At 64.4% G+C, this 16859-nt stretch carries 18 protein-coding genes; 6 read left to right on the top strand and 12 right to left on the bottom strand.

Annotated elements, in window-relative coordinates; genetic code table 11:
• Positions 1–18: 18 nt before the first annotated feature.
• Positions 19–378, top strand: coding sequence for a phosphoribosyl-AMP cyclohydrolase (gene hisI, locus RB2654_RS04340; RefSeq protein ID WP_008328922.1), 360 nt, complete (start codon positions 19–21; stop codon positions 376–378).
• Positions 379–382: 4 nt separating this feature from the next.
• Here the strand turns inward: hisI and RB2654_RS04335 are convergent, their stop codons facing one another.
• From RB2654_RS04335 to gyrA, 9 genes are all read right to left on the bottom strand, one after another.
• Entirely contained in the window at positions 383–1078 is a 696-nt protein-coding gene (locus tag RB2654_RS04335) for a hypothetical protein (protein ID WP_008328921.1), read from the bottom strand.
• 37 nt (positions 1079–1115) lie between these two features.
• Positions 1116–1940: a tRNA glutamyl-Q(34) synthetase GluQRS gene (gene gluQRS / locus RB2654_RS04330; RefSeq protein ID WP_008328920.1), complete on the bottom strand. Its 825-nt coding sequence runs from the start codon at positions 1938–1940 to the stop codon at positions 1116–1118.
• Positions 1941–2546, bottom strand: coding sequence for a class I SAM-dependent DNA methyltransferase (locus RB2654_RS04325; protein WP_008328919.1), 606 nt, complete (start codon positions 2544–2546; stop codon positions 1941–1943).
• Between the two features lie 44 nt (positions 2547–2590).
• Entirely contained in the window at positions 2591–2806 is a 216-nt protein-coding gene (locus RB2654_RS04320; protein ID WP_008328918.1) for a hypothetical protein, read from the bottom strand.
• Entirely contained in the window at positions 2803–4155 is a 1353-nt protein-coding gene (gene trmFO / locus RB2654_RS04315) for a methylenetetrahydrofolate--tRNA-(uracil(54)-C(5))-methyltransferase (FADH(2)-oxidizing) TrmFO (protein ID WP_008328917.1), read from the bottom strand. The genes RB2654_RS04320 and trmFO overlap by 4 nt, the downstream gene beginning before the upstream one ends.
• 82 nt (positions 4156–4237) lie before the next feature.
• Positions 4238–4396: a hypothetical protein gene (locus tag RB2654_RS23310; protein ID WP_008328916.1), complete on the bottom strand. Its 159-nt coding sequence runs from the start codon at positions 4394–4396 to the stop codon at positions 4238–4240.
• 132 nt (positions 4397–4528) lie between these two features.
• Positions 4529–4915 carry a hypothetical protein gene (locus RB2654_RS04310; RefSeq protein ID WP_008328915.1) on the bottom strand — a complete coding sequence of 129 codons (387 nt, stop codon included), beginning with the start codon at positions 4913–4915 and terminating at the stop codon, positions 4529–4531.
• Positions 4912–6321, bottom strand: coding sequence for a GMC oxidoreductase (locus tag RB2654_RS04305; protein ID WP_008328914.1), 1410 nt, complete (start codon positions 6319–6321; stop codon positions 4912–4914). Before RB2654_RS04305 ends, RB2654_RS04310 begins: the two co-directional genes overlap by 4 nt.
• Before the next feature lie 18 nt (positions 6322–6339).
• Positions 6340–9093: a DNA gyrase subunit A gene (gene gyrA / locus RB2654_RS04300; protein WP_008328913.1), complete on the bottom strand. Its 2754-nt coding sequence runs from the start codon at positions 9091–9093 to the stop codon at positions 6340–6342.
• A 194-nt stretch (positions 9094–9287) separates the two neighbouring features.
• Between gyrA and ctaA the strand changes: the two genes are divergently transcribed.
• A complete protein-coding gene (ctaA, locus tag RB2654_RS04295; protein ID WP_008328912.1) occupies positions 9288–10433 on the top strand; it encodes a heme A synthase in 1146 nt (381 codons plus the stop codon).
• A 4-nt stretch (positions 10434–10437) separates the two neighbouring features.
• A complete protein-coding gene (locus RB2654_RS04290; protein ID WP_008328911.1) occupies positions 10438–11919 on the top strand; it encodes a carboxypeptidase M32 in 1482 nt (493 codons plus the stop codon).
• Positions 11920–12036: 117 nt separating this feature from the next.
• Here RB2654_RS04290 and RB2654_RS04285 read toward each other — a convergent pair whose 3' ends face one another.
• From RB2654_RS04285 to RB2654_RS04275, 3 genes are read right to left on the bottom strand one after another with little or no spacing between them, the layout of a single operon-like run.
• Positions 12037–12732 carry a VIT1/CCC1 transporter family protein gene (locus RB2654_RS04285; protein ID WP_008328910.1) on the bottom strand — a complete coding sequence of 232 codons (696 nt, stop codon included), beginning with the start codon at positions 12730–12732 and terminating at the stop codon, positions 12037–12039.
• A 6-nt stretch (positions 12733–12738) separates the two neighbouring features.
• Positions 12739–12954: a hypothetical protein gene (locus RB2654_RS04280; RefSeq protein WP_008328909.1), complete on the bottom strand. Its 216-nt coding sequence runs from the start codon at positions 12952–12954 to the stop codon at positions 12739–12741.
• 9 nt (positions 12955–12963) lie between these two features.
• Positions 12964–13617 carry an alpha/beta hydrolase gene (locus tag RB2654_RS04275; protein ID WP_008328908.1) on the bottom strand — a complete coding sequence of 218 codons (654 nt, stop codon included), beginning with the start codon at positions 13615–13617 and terminating at the stop codon, positions 12964–12966.
• Positions 13618–13763: 146 nt separating this feature from the next.
• Here RB2654_RS04275 and iscR point away from each other — a divergent pair, with 146 nt between their 5' ends.
• From iscR to sufB, 3 genes are read left to right on the top strand one after another with little or no spacing between them, the layout of a single operon-like run.
• Positions 13764–14225, top strand: coding sequence for a Fe-S cluster assembly transcriptional regulator IscR (gene iscR / locus RB2654_RS04270; RefSeq protein WP_040884385.1), 462 nt, complete (start codon positions 13764–13766; stop codon positions 14223–14225).
• Between the two features lie 44 nt (positions 14226–14269).
• Positions 14270–15316 (top strand): cysteine desulfurase family protein, encoded by a 1047-nt coding sequence (locus RB2654_RS04265; RefSeq protein WP_008328906.1) that lies wholly within the window; start codon positions 14270–14272, stop codon positions 15314–15316.
• Positions 15317–15325: 9 nt separating this feature from the next.
• Complete coding sequence (gene sufB, locus RB2654_RS04260) at positions 15326–16858, top strand: Fe-S cluster assembly protein SufB (RefSeq protein ID WP_008328905.1); 1533 nt, start codon at positions 15326–15328, stop codon at positions 16856–16858.
• Position 16859: the final 1 nt, after the last annotated feature.

Raw genomic sequence — 16859 nt, 5'->3', positions numbered from 1 at the left:
GTTTGGAAAGGAACGGCCATGGCTTTCGACCCTCAGACCTTGGTCTACGATCACAAGGGCTTGATCCCCTGCATCGCACAGGCCGCCGGGACCGGCGAAGTGCTGATGATGGCCTGGATGAATGCCGAAGCGGTCGCGAAGACGCTGGAAACGGGCCGCGTGACCTATTGGAGCCGCTCGCGGCAGGCGTTCTGGATCAAGGGCGAAACTTCGGGCCACGTGCAAAAGCTGGTGGACCTGCGGGTCGATTGCGACCGTGACTGCCTGCTGGCCGTGGTCGAACAGGAAGGCCCGGCTTGCCACACGAACCGCCGGTCATGCTTCTACACCGCCGTTCGCGACGGCGAAGAGGTTGAGTTGATGACGCCGATAGCGTGATCCCTCACAGCCGGTCGATCTCGGCGCTTTCCACCGCTTCGCCGCTTCTCTTGCGCTGGATTTCCTCCAGGAGCTTCGTCAGGCGTTTGCGTTTGCGGCGTGCGCGGATCTGACGGGCTTCGACCGAACGGGGGCGCACCGCAACCGCGTCTCCATCCCCCTCGATGTCGAACTCCCGGCTCGCGGCGACGATGTGCTTGGCCTGATTGGTCGCGGCGACCACGATCAGCTTCAGGCGCTTGCTGTCGTTCTCGACCGCTTTCAGCCCGTGGAATTCGGCCCGTTCCACCACGTCGCGAAAGCTGCCGATGTCTACGTAGCTGCCGCAGTTGATCGGACCCTGTCCCGTCACTTCGCTGGGCCGCTCGTTCTGCCCGTCGCGCAGTTCCTTTCGGTCCACCACGCTCGCAAGCGTCGGGGCGGTCTTGCCCTCGGTGGCCGCCAGAACGTCGAGCAAATAGATCGGCTGCGCCCCCATGTTCGAGACAAGACACCGGCTGTCGAGGTCTTCGCCGCCGCCGCGGTTGACGAGCAGACTGGACCTGCGTTGCTGGATGAAGCCCTGAAGGAAGATGTTCAGGTAGACGATCCAGACGATCGTGGTGGTCACGGACGCGATCAGTTGGACGACTTCGATGTTTTCGGTCAGCCAGTCGAACATGGCGGGGGCGCGCTCCTTGTGGTCGGTGTTGTCCGTCACAAACCAAGGACTCCGGCGCGATGTTCCCTGTGCGCGTTCAGAACCCGACGCGCGCGCGCAGGTCGTCGGGCGTCAGGCCGTCCTCACGATAGGCGCGGATGGCGCGGCTGTGCGCGATCTTGGCAAGCCGCGCTCCACCCTCGTCGCGGATCAGGTCGTGGTGGTGATAGGTGGGCACGGGCCAGCCCATCAGCGTCTGGATCACCACATGCAGAAAGGTCGCGTGCCACAGGTCCGCGCCGCGCACGACATGGGTGATGCCCTGTGCCGCGTCGTCCTGAGGACAGGCGAGGTGATAGGCCGGGTCGCCGGTTTCCTTGCGCCGAAGCACCGGGTCCCCGACATGCGCGATGAGCGCGGCGGGATCGGGGCGATGCGTCCCGGCGTGGAGCGGTCCGGTTTCGGTGAAGGCGGGCAAGGGGCCGGCCGCTTCGAGCGCAGCAGACAAGTTCAGGCGCAACGCATCGCCCGGTCGTGCCTCCGACATCGGGCGCTGGCGGCAGGTGCCCGGATAGACCAGCCCGTCCCACCCCGGCGTCGCGCCGGCTTCGGCGATCTGTTTGCGGGAGCAGGAACAGGGGTAAAGCAGGCCACGCAGGGCCAACCGCTCAAGCGTCGCCGCGTAGTCCGCGAGGTGCTCGGATTGCCGCCACACGGGCGCGGGCCAGTCGAGCCCGAGCCATCCGAGGTCTTCGTAGATCGCCGTTTCGTATTCGGCCCGGCAGCGCGTGCTGTCGGTGTCTTCGATCCGAAGAAGCGCCGTGCCCCCCAGATCCGCCGCGACTTGCCACACGGTCAGGGCAGAGAACGCGTGCCCCAGATGCAGCAGACCCGTCGGAGACGGGGCGAAGCGGGTGCGCACTCAGCCGATCTCCAGCACGTAGACACGGGATTTGGACCCGAGGCCGGGAATGTGATCGCCGACCGCGTCGAAAAGGATCGACGCGGTTTCCGTCACGCTGTCGAGCGCGTCCATATAGGCGGCGTCCTCCAGCGTATGATCGTTGTAGGAAAAGGCGAGCAGTGCGCCGGGCGACATGAGCCGCGCGATATAGGGCAGCATCTCGGCAGGTGCGGCCCCGGTCGAGATCACGCCGATCGCCGCAACCAGAGGATAGTCGGACAGATTGAAGGGCAGGCGGCCGGACTCGTCGGTCTGCCAGAGGTTGCGGTAGATGCCCTTCATCCGCGCTTCTTGAAGCATCCCTTCGGACACGTCACAGCCGTCGAGCGTGCGGAAACCGACAGCCGCCAGCGCCGCGCCGCCCAGCCCCGTGCCGCATCCGAAGTCCAGAAGCGGTGCGTTCTTGTCCTCGGCGACCGAGGCGAGCGCGCGGGCCAGCCGCCCCGGCGTCGCATATCCGTTGTCGATGAGTTCACCGTCGTAATCGCCCGCCCAGTCATCATAGAGATCGGTCAGGCGGTCGGGGTCCGTGTCGTAGACCTTGTCGAGAAACTTGTCAGCCATGGCCCAAGCGTAGGACGCTCACGGCAGGAGGTCCACCCGGAGGCTTATTCGCCCGCCGCGCGTTCGATCCGGCGCGTGCGTCGCTCCTCACCCGACTGATAGATCAGGATCCACGCGAGGATGATGAACATCGGATGCGTGAGCCCGCCCGAAAAGATGATCGCGGGCACCCAGATCAGGAAGATGATGATGGCAAGGATCGGCCGACCCGTCAGAAGGATCGACAGCGGCGGCAGCAGAATGGCGAGTAGATAGTTCATGCCGTCTCAACCGCCGAACCCGTCAACCAGTTCCGCCAATCGTCCTTCGCGCGGTCGGTATAGGCCTTGTAGCGGGCAGGCCGGTTCTTGCGCCCACCCTTGAGGTCCACGGGCGGGAACAGCCCGAAGTTCACGTTCATCGGCTGGAACGTCTTGGCCTCGGCCCCACCGGTGATGTGGGTGACGAGCGCGCCCATGGCGGTGGTGTTCGGCACCGGGGGCAGGCTGGCACCCGCCAGTTCGGCAATGGCGAAGCGCGCGGCAAGCAGCCCCATCGCGGCACTTTCCACGTAGCCCTCGACCCCCGTGACCTGACCCGCGAAGCGCACATTCGGACGGGTGCGCAGGCGCATCTGTTCGTCCAGAAGCGTGGGCGAGTTCATGAAAGTGTTGCGGTGGATGCCGCCCAGACGCGCGAAACTCGCGTTCTCCAGACCGGGGATCATCTTGAACACCTCGGTCTGCGCGCCGTATTTCATCTTGGTCTGGAAGCCGACCATGTTGAACAGGGTGCCGAGCGCATTGTCACGGCGCAGTTGCACCACGGCATAGGCTTTTTCGTCGGGCTTGTGCGCGTTGGTCAGGCCGACGGGCTTCATCGGCCCGTGGCGCAGTGTTTCGCGCCCGCGCTCGGCCATGATCTCGATCGGAAGGCAACCGTCGAAATAGCCCGCCGTCTCCCCCTCGTGAAACTCGGTCTTGTCGGCGGCCAGCAGCGCGTCGATGAACGCTTCGTACTGGTCCTTGGTCATCGGGCAGTTGAGGTAGGCTTTGCGCTCTTCCTCGGTCTCGCCCTTGTCATACCGCGACTGCGCCCAGACCACGTCCATGTCGATGCTTTCGGCATAGACGATGGGGGCGATGGCGTCGAAGAAGGCAAGCCGGTCCGCCCCGGTTTCCCGCGCGATGGCTTCGCCAAGTGCGGGCGAGGTCAGCGGCCCGGTGGTGAACAGCCAATGGCCTTCGCCGGGCAGATCGGTGATTTCCTCGTCCACTACGGTCACGTTCGGCAGGGCGCGCAGGGTGTCGGTGACGTGTTGCGAGAACGGTTCGCGGTCCACGGCAAGCGCACCACCTGCGGGCAGCCGGTGCTTGTCGGCCGCCGCCATAATCAGCGAATCCGCTTGCCGCATTTCCCAATGCAGGAGCCCGACCGCGTTCTGCTCGCTGTCGTCCGAACGGAACGAGTTGGAACAGACCATCTCGGCCAGCTTGCCGGTGTGGTGGGCGAAGGTTTCGACCTTGGGGCGCATTTCGTGGATGACCACGTCGAGCCCCGCGTTGGCAGCCTGCCACGCGGCCTCGGACCCGGCCATGCCACCGCCGACGATATGAAGCGTTTTGGACATGGTGGCGATTTAGGCGCTCGGTGCGCAAAAGAAAAGGCCCGCTTGCGCGGGCCAGTTTGCACCTTGAGGAGGCGGTATTCGGTTAACTTGCGGCGAGGGCGGCGGCCTGCGGGCTTTTCGGTCCCTTGCCATAGCCGATCAGGTCGAGGATCTGCGCATAGCGTCCGGTGGGCCGGAAATCGCGAAAGCGCGCCTCGGTCGGGCGGCGGGTCAGGTCGATGCGTCGATAGGTATAGGCCATGTGTCCGGTCCCTCTTGCGTTGATCCCAATAGGCCATCCGATTGGGGCAGGATCGGGGACGCGCCGAGGTGATTGTTCGGCATTTGTGGGAAATGAACGTGAATTGCCGCGACTGTTCGCGGACTGGAAACGCTAGGCGTCGTGTTCGCCAACTGGAGCGTAGAGTGCGCCCAGATGGTTCGAACAAGGCGCGTCATGCGGGTCGAAAATCACGTCGAACGACAGGTCTTCGCCGGTTTCCACATGGGCGATCACGGTGGTGGACGTGAGGAAGTGGAAGAAGGCACCGTCTTCGGGGAACAGGTCTGGACGATCCAGCGCATGTTCGGCATAGGCGGCGAGGAAGGTTTCCGTCGCGGGTTGCGCCATGACCGAGGCCGGGAAACTTCTGGCCAGATGGGCGCGGCAGCGTTCGACGAGGGCGGCGAGCTTGCGCCCCCGGAAGAGCTGCGCCTGCGCCGGGGTGGCTGCGACAAGCGCCGCCGCGCTGCTGGTGGCTATGAACGCGCGCCGCTTCATGAAACCTTCCGCCCGGCCCGAAGCGCCAGCGCCGATAAGGTGAGCGTCGGGTTGGCGAGGCTCGACGTGGGAAAGACGCCGGAGCCGAGAGCGAACAGCCCGTCAACGCCATGCACCCGCAGGTCCGGGTCCACCACATGGCGCGCGGGGTCGGAGCCGAAGCGGTGCGTGCCCATCGCGTGTTTCTCGGTCTTGACCGGCTCGGTCCAGCCCCAGAAATCCAGCCCGTCGGGCAGGATCGATTGCATCCGCTCCAGCCCCCATGCCAGCCCGTCCCAGGCATAGGCATCATGCCCGGCCCATTCGATCACGTAATCGTCGCCGTCCAGCACCACCCGGTTGTCGTCGCGCGGCAGATCTTCCGCGATGATCTTCATTCGGAGCCTCTCGGTCCATTTGCCGGGGTCCGGGCGCAGCTCCATCGGCGCGTTGTAGGTCTCCATCAACACGCCCGAATGATTGGCGCGGTGCGGCCCGTCATACAGCGCGTAGCCATGCCCGGTGACGGAGGTGCCGCCGAAATAGCCCAGCCCCGGCCCGTCGATCAGCACATTCTGCGCGACCTGTTCGTTGATCCCGACGCCGAGTTTGGGGTGATCCACGCCGGAGCGCAGCAGGATCACGGCGTTGAAAAGCGCGTTGGTGCCAAGTGCCACGGCGCTGCCCGAAATCTCGCCCTCGCCATCCGCGTCACGCACCAATACGCCCGTTGCGCGTCCGCCCTCGATCCGGGCGGCGCGCACCTCGGTCTCGGTCAACAGATACGCGCCGTCATAAGCGAGGCGGTCGAAACTGTTCAGCACCGAGTATTTCGAGTCGATCGGGCATTCGTCGCAGACCCCGTTGGCGCAACACTGCGCGCGCGGCCCGCCGTTGGCCCGCGCGGTCGGTTGCGCCCACCACAGGTCCGAATGCGCCCGCAGCACCTTGTCGGACCGCGTCGGCAGATGCGCGGGGTAAGGAAACGGCTTGTCGCGCGGCAGGACGTGATCCGACCCGCCGCCGTTCACGTCCATCGCCTCCTCGACCTCCTGATAAAAGGGCGCGAGGTCGTCGTAATTGAGCGGCCAATCCTCGCCCACGCCGTAAAGGCTCTGCATCCGAAAATCGCTGGGATGAAAGCGCGGGGTGCAGGCCCACCAGCAGTTCGAGTTGCCGCCCAGCAGGCTGTGAAACACCCATTCCTTGTCATGCCCGGAGCGATTGTTCATCGGCACGGCTTCGAGATTGCGAAACCCGCTGGCGATCTGCTCGGCATGGGTCATGTGGCGACCCTTTTCGATCACGAGGACCGAAAGCCCCTTCGGCAGACCCTGCAAAAAGAACATCGCGGAGAAGGAACTCCCCGCGATGATGATATCCCAATGGCGCGCCTGCGCCTCGGTGCGTGTGAGCGTCGGGAACATCAGGTTCGCCGCACGCCCTTAGGCATCCGTCGCCTCCTCGGCCTCGTCCTCGTCCGCCGATTCCGCGATCCAGGCCACCGACACGACGCTTTCGCCCTTGCCGGTGTTGAACACTTTCACGCCACCCGCGCCGCGCGAGCGGAACGAAATGCCGTTGACGGGGCAGCGGATCGACTGGCCCTTGGAGGTGGCGAGCATCACCTGATCCTCCATCCCGACCGGGAAACAGGCGACCAGATCGCCGCCGGGCATCGCCTTGGTAAAGGCGGTGACGCCCTGACCGCCGCGCCCGCGCACGGGGTAGTCGTGGCTTGACGACAGCTTGCCCAGACCCTTTTCGGTGATGGTCAGGATCAGCTCTTCGGCGGCCTGCATTTCCTCGAACCGCTCCTGCGTGATCGCACCTTCGACGGCCTCATCCTCGTCGTCGCTGTCGTCCGTCTCGTCGGCCCCGGCCATTTGGCGGCGCATCTTGAGATAGGCGGTGCGCTCTTCGGACGTGGCGTCGAAGTGGCGGATCACCGACATCGACACGACTTCGTCATCCTTGCCCAGAAGGCGGATGCCGCGCACGCCGGTCGAATTGCGCGAGTTGAACACGCGCACGTCCGGCACCGGGAAGCGGATCGCGCGGCCCTTGTTGGTCACTAGCATCACATCGTCGTTCTCGTCGCAGATGCGCGCGTTGATGAGGCGGGTGTTCTCGTCCTCGCCCTCGAACTTCATCGCGATCTTGCCGTTGCGCATGACGTTGGTGAAATCCGACAGACGGTTGCGGCGCACCGAGCCCTTCGACGTTGCGAAGACGATCTGAAGGTCGTCCCAATCGGCCTCGTCCCGGTCCACCGGCATGATCGCGGCGATGCCGACGCCCGTGGGGATCGGCAGGATGTTCACGATAGCCTTCCCGCGTGAGGTGCGGCCGCCCAGCGGCAGACGCCATGTCTTGAGCTTGTAGGCCATCCCATCGGTGGTGAAGAACAGAAGCTGCGTGTGGGTGTTGGCGACGAATAGCGTCGTGATGACGTCCTCGTCCTTGGTCGCCATGCCAGACAGGCCCTTACCGCCGCGTTTCTGCTCGCGGTATTCGGCCAGCGGCGTGCGCTTGGCCCAGCCGGACTGGGTGATGGTGACCACCATATCCTCACGCTCGATCAGGTCTTCGTCGTCCATGTCGCCGGACCACTCGACGATCTCGGAGCGGCGCGGCACGGCGAATTCGTCCTTCACCGCCGTCAACTCGTCCGAGATGATCGCCATGATCCGGTCGCGCGAGCGCAGGATGTCGAGGTATTCGCGGATCTTGCCCGCCAGTTCCTGCAACTCGTCCGTGACTTCCTTGACCCCGATCTGGGTCAGGCGCTGGAGCCGCAGTTCGAGGATCGCGCGCGCCTGCGTTTCCGACAGGTTGTATGTCCCGTCGTCGTTCATGGTGTGCGTGGGGTCGTCCACCAGACGGATGTAATCCGCGATGTCTTCGGCGGGCCAGCGGCGCGTCATCAGCTTTTCACGCGCTTCGGCGGCGTCTGCCGAGGCGCGGATGGTCGCGACCACTTCATCGACGTTCGACACGGCGACGGCCAGACCACACAGGATGTGCGACCGATCCCGCGCTTTGCGCAACAGGAACGCGGTGCGCCGCGCCACGACTTCTTCGCGGAAGGTGATGAAATGACGCAGGAAATCGCGCAGCGTCAGTTGCTCGGGCTTGCCGCCGTTCAGGGCCAGCATGTTGCAGCCGAAGCTGGTCTGAAGCTGGGTGAAGCGGAAAAGCTGGTTCAGCACCACCTCGGGCGTCGCATCGCGTTTGAGTTCGATGACCACGCGCACGCCCAGACGGTCACTTTCGTCCTGAATGGCGGCGATGCCTTCGAGCTTCTTGTCGCGCACGAGGTCCGCGATCTTCTCGATCATCATCGCCTTGTTCACCTGAAACGGCACTTCGTCGACGACGATGGCGTAGCGGTCCTTGCGGATTTCTTCGACGCGGGTCTTGGCGCGCAGGATCACGCTGCCGCGCCCTTCCAGATACGCCTTGCGCGCACCGGAACGGCCAAGGATCACGCCGCCGGTCGGGAAGTCGGGGCCGGGGATGATCTCCATCAGCCGTTCGTCTGAGATGTCGGGGCTTTCGATCATGGCGAGCGTCGCATCGACGACTTCGCCAAGGTTATGCGGCGGAATGTTCGTGGCCATGCCGACCGCGATCCCGCCCGCGCCGTTGACCAGCATGTTGGGGAACCGGGCCGGGAGCACCATCGGCTCGCGCTGCTTGCCGTCGTAGTTGTCCTGAAAATCGACCGTGTCCTTGTCGATGTCTTCCAGCAGCGCCTGCGCCGCCTTCTCCATCCGAACCTCGGTGTAACGGAAGGCCGCGGGCTTATCCCCGTCCATCGAGCCGAAGTTGCCCTGACCGTCGAGGAGGGGCAGCGACATCGAGAAATCCTGCGTCATCCGGGCGAGCGCGTCATAGATCGCGGCGTCGCCATGCGGGTGATACTGGCCCATCGTGTCGGCCACAGGGCGCGACGACTTCCGGTAGGGCTTGTCGTGCGTGTTGCCCACCTCGTGCATCGCGTAAAGGATGCGCCGGTGCACCGGTTTCAGCCCGTCGCGCAGGTCCGGAATCGCCCGGCTCACGATCACGCTCATCGCGTAATCGAGGTAGGAATTCCGCATCTCCTGCTCGATCGTGATCGAGGGGCCGGAATAGGTGGGTCGTTCGGGCGGCAATTCGCCACCGTTTTCAGGGGGTTCCGGGGTGTCGTTCAAGTCGTCCGCCGTTCGTTTGTTATGGGTCTTCCGCCTGTGATGTGTTCACCACATTTTGTTTCGTTCTCTATACCAACAACCAGCTATGGGGTGCAATCGGAAGCGTCCAAAAGTCGCCCTTAAAACCGGCATTCCGGCTTGGCATTTTCTGGGGCTTCCCCGATAGTCCCGCGAAACAAGACATGAGGACGCCGATGGCTCAACCAGGTCGCAGCATTTTCGAAGAGGTCGGACAGGATACGCCGACGCGCCAGACCGCCCAGACGGGCATGATCGAACGTGGTGGCGGGCGCGGGGCCCGGCGCGGCATCCGGGCCTGGCTGATCGCGCTCTTCGCGCTCATCACCGTCATGGTTCTGGTGGGTGGGATGACGCGCCTGACCGACAGCGGTCTGTCGATCACCGAATGGAACCTCGTGGGTGGCTCATTGCCCCCGACGAGCGGCGAAGTCTGGGCCTCGGAGTTCGAGAAATACCAGCAATCTCCGCAGTATAGGCTGATGAACGAAGGCATGAGCCTGTCGGAGTTCAAGTCGATCTACTGGTGGGAATGGGGCCACCGTCAGCTTGGCCGGTTCATCGGTCTGGTCTGGATCGCGGGCTTTCTGTTCTTCGCCCTCACCAAGCGTGTGCCGGGTGGCTGGAACGGGCGTCTGCTTACCATCGGCGTGATGATCGGGGTGCAGGGCGCCGTGGGCTGGTGGATGGTGCATTCCGGCCTTCAGGGCGAAATGACCTCGGTCGCCTCCTATCGGCTTGCGACCCATCTGGGACTCGCCTTCGCCATTCTCGCGCTGATCCTGTGGTGCATCCTGCTGCTTGGGCGCAGCGAGGCCGAAGTGATGCAGGCGCGACGCCTGCGCGAAAAGTCGCTGTTCGGCATGGGCACGGGCCTTATGCATCTGGCTTTCCTGCAAATTCTGCTGGGCGCACTGGTCGCCGGGATCGACGCGGGCCGCAGTTTCGTCGACTGGCCGATGATGGCGGGGCAGTTCTTTCCGCCGGACGCCTTTTCGATCGAACCGGTCTGGCGCAACCTCTTCGAAAACCCCGGCCTCGTGCAGTTCATGCACCGGATCGTGGGCTATCTCTTGGTCCTGTTCGCCATCGGTGCCTTTTTCCGGGGCCGCAAGGCGGCGGCACCATCGACACGCAACGCCTTCATGCTGGCGTCCGGCATGATCCTAGTTCAGATGGTGATCGGCATCGTGACCGTGCTGAACGCCTCGCCGCTGCACATCGCCATCGTGCATCAGGCGGGGGCTATCCTGACCTTCTCCCTCATCGTGACCGCGCGTTACCGTGCGGGCTATCCGAAGGCTCAATCCGTCAGGGGGTAATGGCGTGTCGCACTACGATGAATTGATGGAGTTCGAGCGCCAGACGCAGGCGCTTGGCCAGATCGCCGGCCGTCTGGGATGGGATCAGGAGACGGTCATGCCGCGCGGCGCAGGACCGCAGCGCGCCGAGGAAAGCGAGGCGCTTGAGCACGTCTTGCATGCCCGGCGCACGGACCCGCGCGTGGGCGACTGGCTGACGGCCATCGACGCCGCGTCTCTGGGCCCCGTGGCGCAGGCCAACGTGCGGCACATCCAGCGTCGTTTCGACCGCACCAGCCGGGTGCCCGTCAAACTGGCGGGCGAGATCGCGCGCGTCACATCGTCGTCTCAGCGCATCTGGGCCGACGCGCGGGCCGAGAACGATTTCAAGGCCTTCGCCCCCGTGCTTCAGAAAGTGGTGGAGCTGAAGCGGCACGAGGCCGAGGCGCTCGCGATTGGCGGCGATCCCTACGATGCGCTGCTCGACGACTACGAGCCGGGCGCGACGGCGTCCGAGCTCGAGGCTATGTTCGACGCGCTGCGCCCGAGGCTGGTGGACCTGCGCGACCGGGTCATGGGGGCCGATCACCAACCCGCGCCGCTTACCGGCACGTTCGACGAACAGGCGCAGATGAAGCTCACGCGCGAAATCGCCAAGGCTTTCGGTTACGACATGGCGCACGGGCGGATCGACAAGGCGGTGCATCCGTTCTCGTCCGGCTCCGGTCTCGACGTGCGCATCACCACGCGCACCAGTGCGACCGATCCGTTCGGCTCGATCTATTCGACGGTGCATGAGGTCGGCCATGCCTGCTACGAGCAGCACATCGACCGCGATTACCTGCTGACGCCTCTGGGCGCGGGTGTGTCGATGGGCGTGCACGAAAGCCAGAGCCGCATCTACGAGAACCAGATGGGCCGCTCACGCGCCTTCACCGAATGGCTGTTCGCCCGGATGAAGGACGTGTTCGGCCCGCTGTCGACCAAGGATGCGGATGCGTTCTACGGCGCGGTGAACCGGGTGACGCCGGGCTTCATCCGCACCGAGTCGGACGAGGTGCAGTATAACCTGCACGTCCTTTTGCGCTTCGATCTGGAACGCGACCTGATCTCGGGCAAACTCGCCGTGCGCGATCTGGAAGAGGCATGGAACACCCGGTTCGAAAAGGATTTCGGTGTGAAGGTCGACAAGCCGTCGAACGGCTGCCTTCAGGACGTGCACTGGTCGGTGGGTCTGTTCGGCTATTTCCCGACCTATTCGCTGGGCAACGTCTATGCGGGCTGTCTGATGAAGGCGCTGCGCGCGCAGGTGCCCGAGGTGGACAGCCATCTGTCGAAAGGCGAACCGGCCGAGGCGACGAAGTGGCTTGCCGACAACCTGCAACGCCACGGTGGGCTTTTCGAGCCGCGCGAGGTGGTGACGCGGGCCTGTGGCGGGGAAGAGCCGAGCGAGGCGCCGCTGCTCGAGTATCTCGAAGCGAAGTTCGCGGATGTCTATCGGTTGTGAGCGCCTGATGTTGCGCCGCGCCTAAGCGCGTCGCGGTGGCTACGCGCCTGCGGCGCGTCCGGAGGGCCAGCCCTCCGGACCTCCCGAAGTATTTCTGAAACAGAGAAGAGGTGCGCGTCAGCCGAGGCCCGCGACGATGTTGCCTGCGCCAAAGGCTAGTGCCGCGCAGAGCGCGCCGAGGATCAGGGTTTCGCCGACCGCGCGCGCGGCGCTTTCACGGGTGGCGCGCCATCTGAGGAGGCCCAGAAGGGCGAGGGCGAGCAGCGTGGCGGCGGCAGAGACCCAGGGCGTCGACGGGTGGTCGGGCGCGAGGAAGAACGGCAGGATCGGGATCAGGCCGAAGGCGAGAAAACTCGCGAAGGTGACGAGGCCGCGCAGGGCGGGCGGCGCGCCATGGGGCGTTTCGGCATTGTCGCGGTAGCGCAACGTCATGTCGCGGGCGAGGGCGGGCGAGGTCGCGATGGCCTCGGCCGCGCGGGCGGCCGCATCGGGCGAAAGCCCCTCGGTCATGAGGGCGGCGGCGAGATCGGCTTGGGTTTCGCGTGCCGACTGGCGGTCGATCCGGGCGGCGCGGCCGCGCCACAGGGCCCGTGTCGAGCGGTCCGACAGGAATTCGCCCAGCCCCATCGAAAACCCATCGGCGATCAGGTTGGCCATGCCGAAGATCAGGACCGCGACCGCCCCGACCTCGGCTACCCCTTCGGCCTGTGCGCCGGCGAAGCCCGCCACGATGGCGAAGGTGGTGATGATCCCGTCGTTGCCGCCATAAGTGATCTGGCGCAGAAACGTCTGGATCAGGTTTGGCGCGGCCACCGGCCCCTAACCGTTCTGGGTGCGCAGGGAAGCGAGCAGTTCCATCGCGCGCGCCTCGGCCCGGCGCACGCGGATCGCGGTCATGAACGCCTCTTCCAGTGTCTGGGACGAGGTGCCGATGACCTTCTTCACATCCTCGATGATGTCGGGATTTCCGGTTTCATCCACGAGTTTCAGCACCTCGATGGCCACCCGGTCCGCGACGTCGTCGATGAGTTGCATGGCGTTCCCTCAGCGCGTGGTCTCGGTCAGGCGGCGGCGGACGTATTCGTCGACCGCGCCCAGCATCGTGTTCATGTGGTCGCCTTCGTAGAAGTGACCGGCGCCCTCGACCTCGGTATGCGTGATGGTGATGCCCTTTTGCTCATGCAGCTTGTCCACCAGCGAATGCGTATCGGCAGGCGGGGCCACGCGGTCGCCGGTGCCGTTGATGATGAGACCCGAGGACGGGCAGGGCGCGAGGAACGAGAAGTCGTACATATTCGCGGGCGGCGAGACGCTGACGAAGCCGGTGATCTCGGGCCGGCGCATCAGAAGCTGCATCCCGATCCACGCCCCGAACGAAAAGCCCGCGACCCAGCAATGCTTGGCGTTCTGGTTCATCGACTGAAGGTAATCGAGCGCCGAGGCGGCATCGGACAATTCGCCCACGCCCTGATCGTATTCGCCCTGGCTACGGCCCACGCCGCGGAAATTGAACCTCAGGACCGTGAAGCCCATTTTGAAGAACGTGTAGTGGAGGTTGTAGACCACCTTGTTGTTCATCGTCCCGCCGAACTGCGGGTGCGGGTGCAGCACGATGGCGATCGGCGCGTCGCGGTCCTTCTGCGGGTGGTAGCGGCCTTCGAGCCGGCCTTCGGGGCCGGGAAAAATCACCTCGGGCATATGGGTCTGTCTCTCCCTCGTGCCCGGTTTTCTTGACTGGCTAGACCGGGCAAATTACAAGCATTGAGTTTCCGGCGCGACGGCGGCGCAGGGTTTCAAGTCACGTAAAGCGCAGGCGCGGTTTCGTCAATGTTTCGGGGGGATACATGAAGCTTTCCACAAAGGGACGTTACGCCATGGTCGCGCTCGCCGAGCTGGCGCTACAGCCCGAAGGCACGCGCATGTCCTTGACCGATCTGAGCGAACGGCAGAAAATCTCGCTTCCCTACCTCGAACAGTTGTTCGTCAAGCTGCGCCGGGCCGAACTGGTCGAAAGCGTGCGCGGCCCCGGTGGCGGCTATATGCTGGCGCGGCCGTCGTCGGAGATCCGTGTGGCCGAAATCCTTGCCGCAGTGGACGAAACGGTCAGCGCGATGCACACGGGCGCCGGGGCGTCGGGCGGCAAATCGGGCACGCGCGCCCAGTCGATGACCAATCGGCTGTGGGAAGGGCTGTCGGCCCATGTCTATGTCTTTTTGCACCAGACGCGCCTGTCGGACGTGGTGCATAACGAACTTGCCCCCTGTCCGGCGGTGCCCAGCCTGTTCGAAGTGGTGGACGAGGACTAGCGACCGCCTTACATCCCGCCTGCAACGATGCGAAGGGGGCGCCGGTGGCACGGGTCTATCTCGATTACAATGCGACCACGCCCTTGAGGGCCGAGGCGCGCGCGGCGATGGTCGCCGCGATGGACGTGGCCGGAAACCCGTCGTCGGTCCACACCGAGGGACGCGCGGCGAAGGGCCTGATCGAAAAAGCGCGGCGTCAGGTCGCGACCGCGCTTGGTGCGGACGGCGCGGATGTCGTGTTCGTGTCCTCGGCGACCGAGGCCGCCGCGCTCGCGTTGGCCGACCGGGGGATCGCCTGCGCCGAGATCGAGCATGAGGCGGTTTCGGCCTGGTGCGATCCACGCCTCGCCGTGGCGGCCGACGGCGGTGTCACGGTCACCGACCCCGCGCATTCTAGCCTTCAGATCGCCAATTCCGAGACCGGCATCGTCCAGACCTGGCCCGCGGGCCTTGCGATGAGCGACGCGACGCAGGCGTTCGGCAAGTTGCCCTTCGCCTTCAATTGGTCCGGAGCGGACATGGCCATCGTATCAGCCCACAAGATCGGCGGTCCCAAGGGGATCGGGGCGCTGATTATGAAACGGGGATTGGACGTGGACGCGCGGATCAAGGGGGGTGGTCAGGAAATGGGGCGGCGCTCCGGGACCGAAAACGTCATCGGCATTGCCGGATTCGGGGCCGCTGCCGAGGCCGCCGCCCGCGATCTGGATGCCGGCGTGTGGACGAAAGTCGCTGAACTTAGAAATATTCTAGAAAAAAGACTTTCAGAATCCGCGAGAGAGACTATTTTTGTCGGGAAAGACGCGAACAGGCTCCCCAACACGTCCTGTTTCATCACGCCGGGCTGGAAAGGGGAGACACAGGTGATGGTGATGGACCTCGCTGGTTTCGCAGTTTCTGCGGGCTCGGCGTGCTCCTCGGGCAAGGTCCGGGCCAGCCGGGTTCTGCGCGCCATGGGATACGACGACACGCAGGCGGCAAGCGCCCTTCGCGTCTCGTTGGGTCCGGAAACGACAGAGGGGGACGTTTCGGCATTTGCCGAAGCTTGGCTCCGCGAATACGAGAAATTCCGCGCCCGGCGCGGGGATTGAGAGGCGAAGATGGCCGACGACACGATGGTCGCCAAGGAAGGCGTCGAACAGGAAACGGTCGATGCCGTCAAATCGCTTGGCGACAAGTACAAATACGGCTGGGAAACCGATATCGAGATGGAATACGCCCCCAAGGGGCTGACCGAGGATATCGTTCGGCTCATCAGCCAGAAGAACGACGAGCCGGAGTGGATGACCGAATGGCGCCTGTCGGCCTATCGCCGCTGGCTTCAGATGGAAGAGCCCGACTGGGCGATGGTCGAGTATCCCGAGATCAACTTTCAGGATCAGTATTACTACGCCCGCCCGAAAAGCATGGAGACCAAGCCCAAATCGCTGGACGAGGTCGATCCCAAGCTGCTCGCCACCTATGAAAAACTGGGCATTCCGCTGAAGGAACAGATGATCCTCGCGGGCGTCGAAGGCGCGGGTGAGGTTCCGGCGGACGGCGACAATTCTGAGCGGAAGGTCGCTGTGGATGCCGTGTTCGACTCCGTCTCGGTCGGCACGACGTTCAAGAAGGAGCTTGAGCAGGCGGGCGTCATCTTCTGCTCGATCTCGGAAGCGATCCGCGAGCATCCTGAGCTTGTTAAAAAGTATCTGGGGTCGGTGGTTCCGCCGACCGACAACTTCTATGCGACGCTGAACAGCGCGGTCTTTTCGGACGGTTCCTTCGTCTACATCCCGCCGGGGGTGCGCTGCCCGATGGAGCTGTCCACCTACTTCCGCATCAACGCGGAAAACACCGGCCAGTTCGAGCGCACGCTCATCATCGCGGACAAAGAGGCTTACGTCTCTTACCTCGAAGGCTGCACCGCACCCCAGCGCGACACCGCGCAGCTTCACGCCGCCGTGGTCGAGATCGTCATCCTCGACGATGCCGAAGTGAAATACTCGACCGTTCAGAACTGGTTCCCCGGCGACGAAGAGGGCAAGGGCGGCATCTTCAACTTCGTGACCAAACGCGCCGATTGCCGGGGTGATCGGTCCAAGGTGATGTGGACGCAGGTCGAAACCGGCTCGGCGGTGACGTGGAAATACCCGTCCTGCGTGCTACGTGGCGACGAAAGCCAGGGTGAATTCTACTCGATCGCCATCACCAACAACATGCAGCAGGCCGACACCGGCACCAAGATGACCCATCTGGGCAAGAACACGCGCTCGCGCATCGTGTCCAAGGGTATTTCGGCGGGCAAGTCGAACAACACCTATCGCGGGCTCGTCTCGATGCACCCCAAGGCCACGAACAGCCGCAACTACACGCAGTGCGACAGCCTTCTGATCGGCGACCAGTGCGGTGCGCACACGGTGCCTTACATCGAGGTCAAGAACCCGTCCTCGCGCGTCGAGCACGAGGCGACGACATCCAAGGTGGACGACGACCAGATGTTCTACTGCCGCCAGCGCGGCATGGACGAGGAAGAGGCGGTCGCCCTGATCGTCAACGGGTTCGCCAAGGAAGTGCTGCAAGCCCTGCCGATGGAATTCGCGATGGAAGCCCAGCAACTGGTCGCCATCTCGCTGGAAGGCAGCGTCGGCTAAG

Origin of the sequence: Maritimibacter alkaliphilus HTCC2654, assembly GCF_000152805.1 — a bacterium.
In the GTDB taxonomy this organism is placed as follows: Bacteria; Pseudomonadota; Alphaproteobacteria; order Rhodobacterales; family Rhodobacteraceae; genus Maritimibacter; species Maritimibacter alkaliphilus.
Note: the sequence above shows the minus strand (reverse complement) of the source record. Positions and strands in the feature narration are given on the sequence as shown.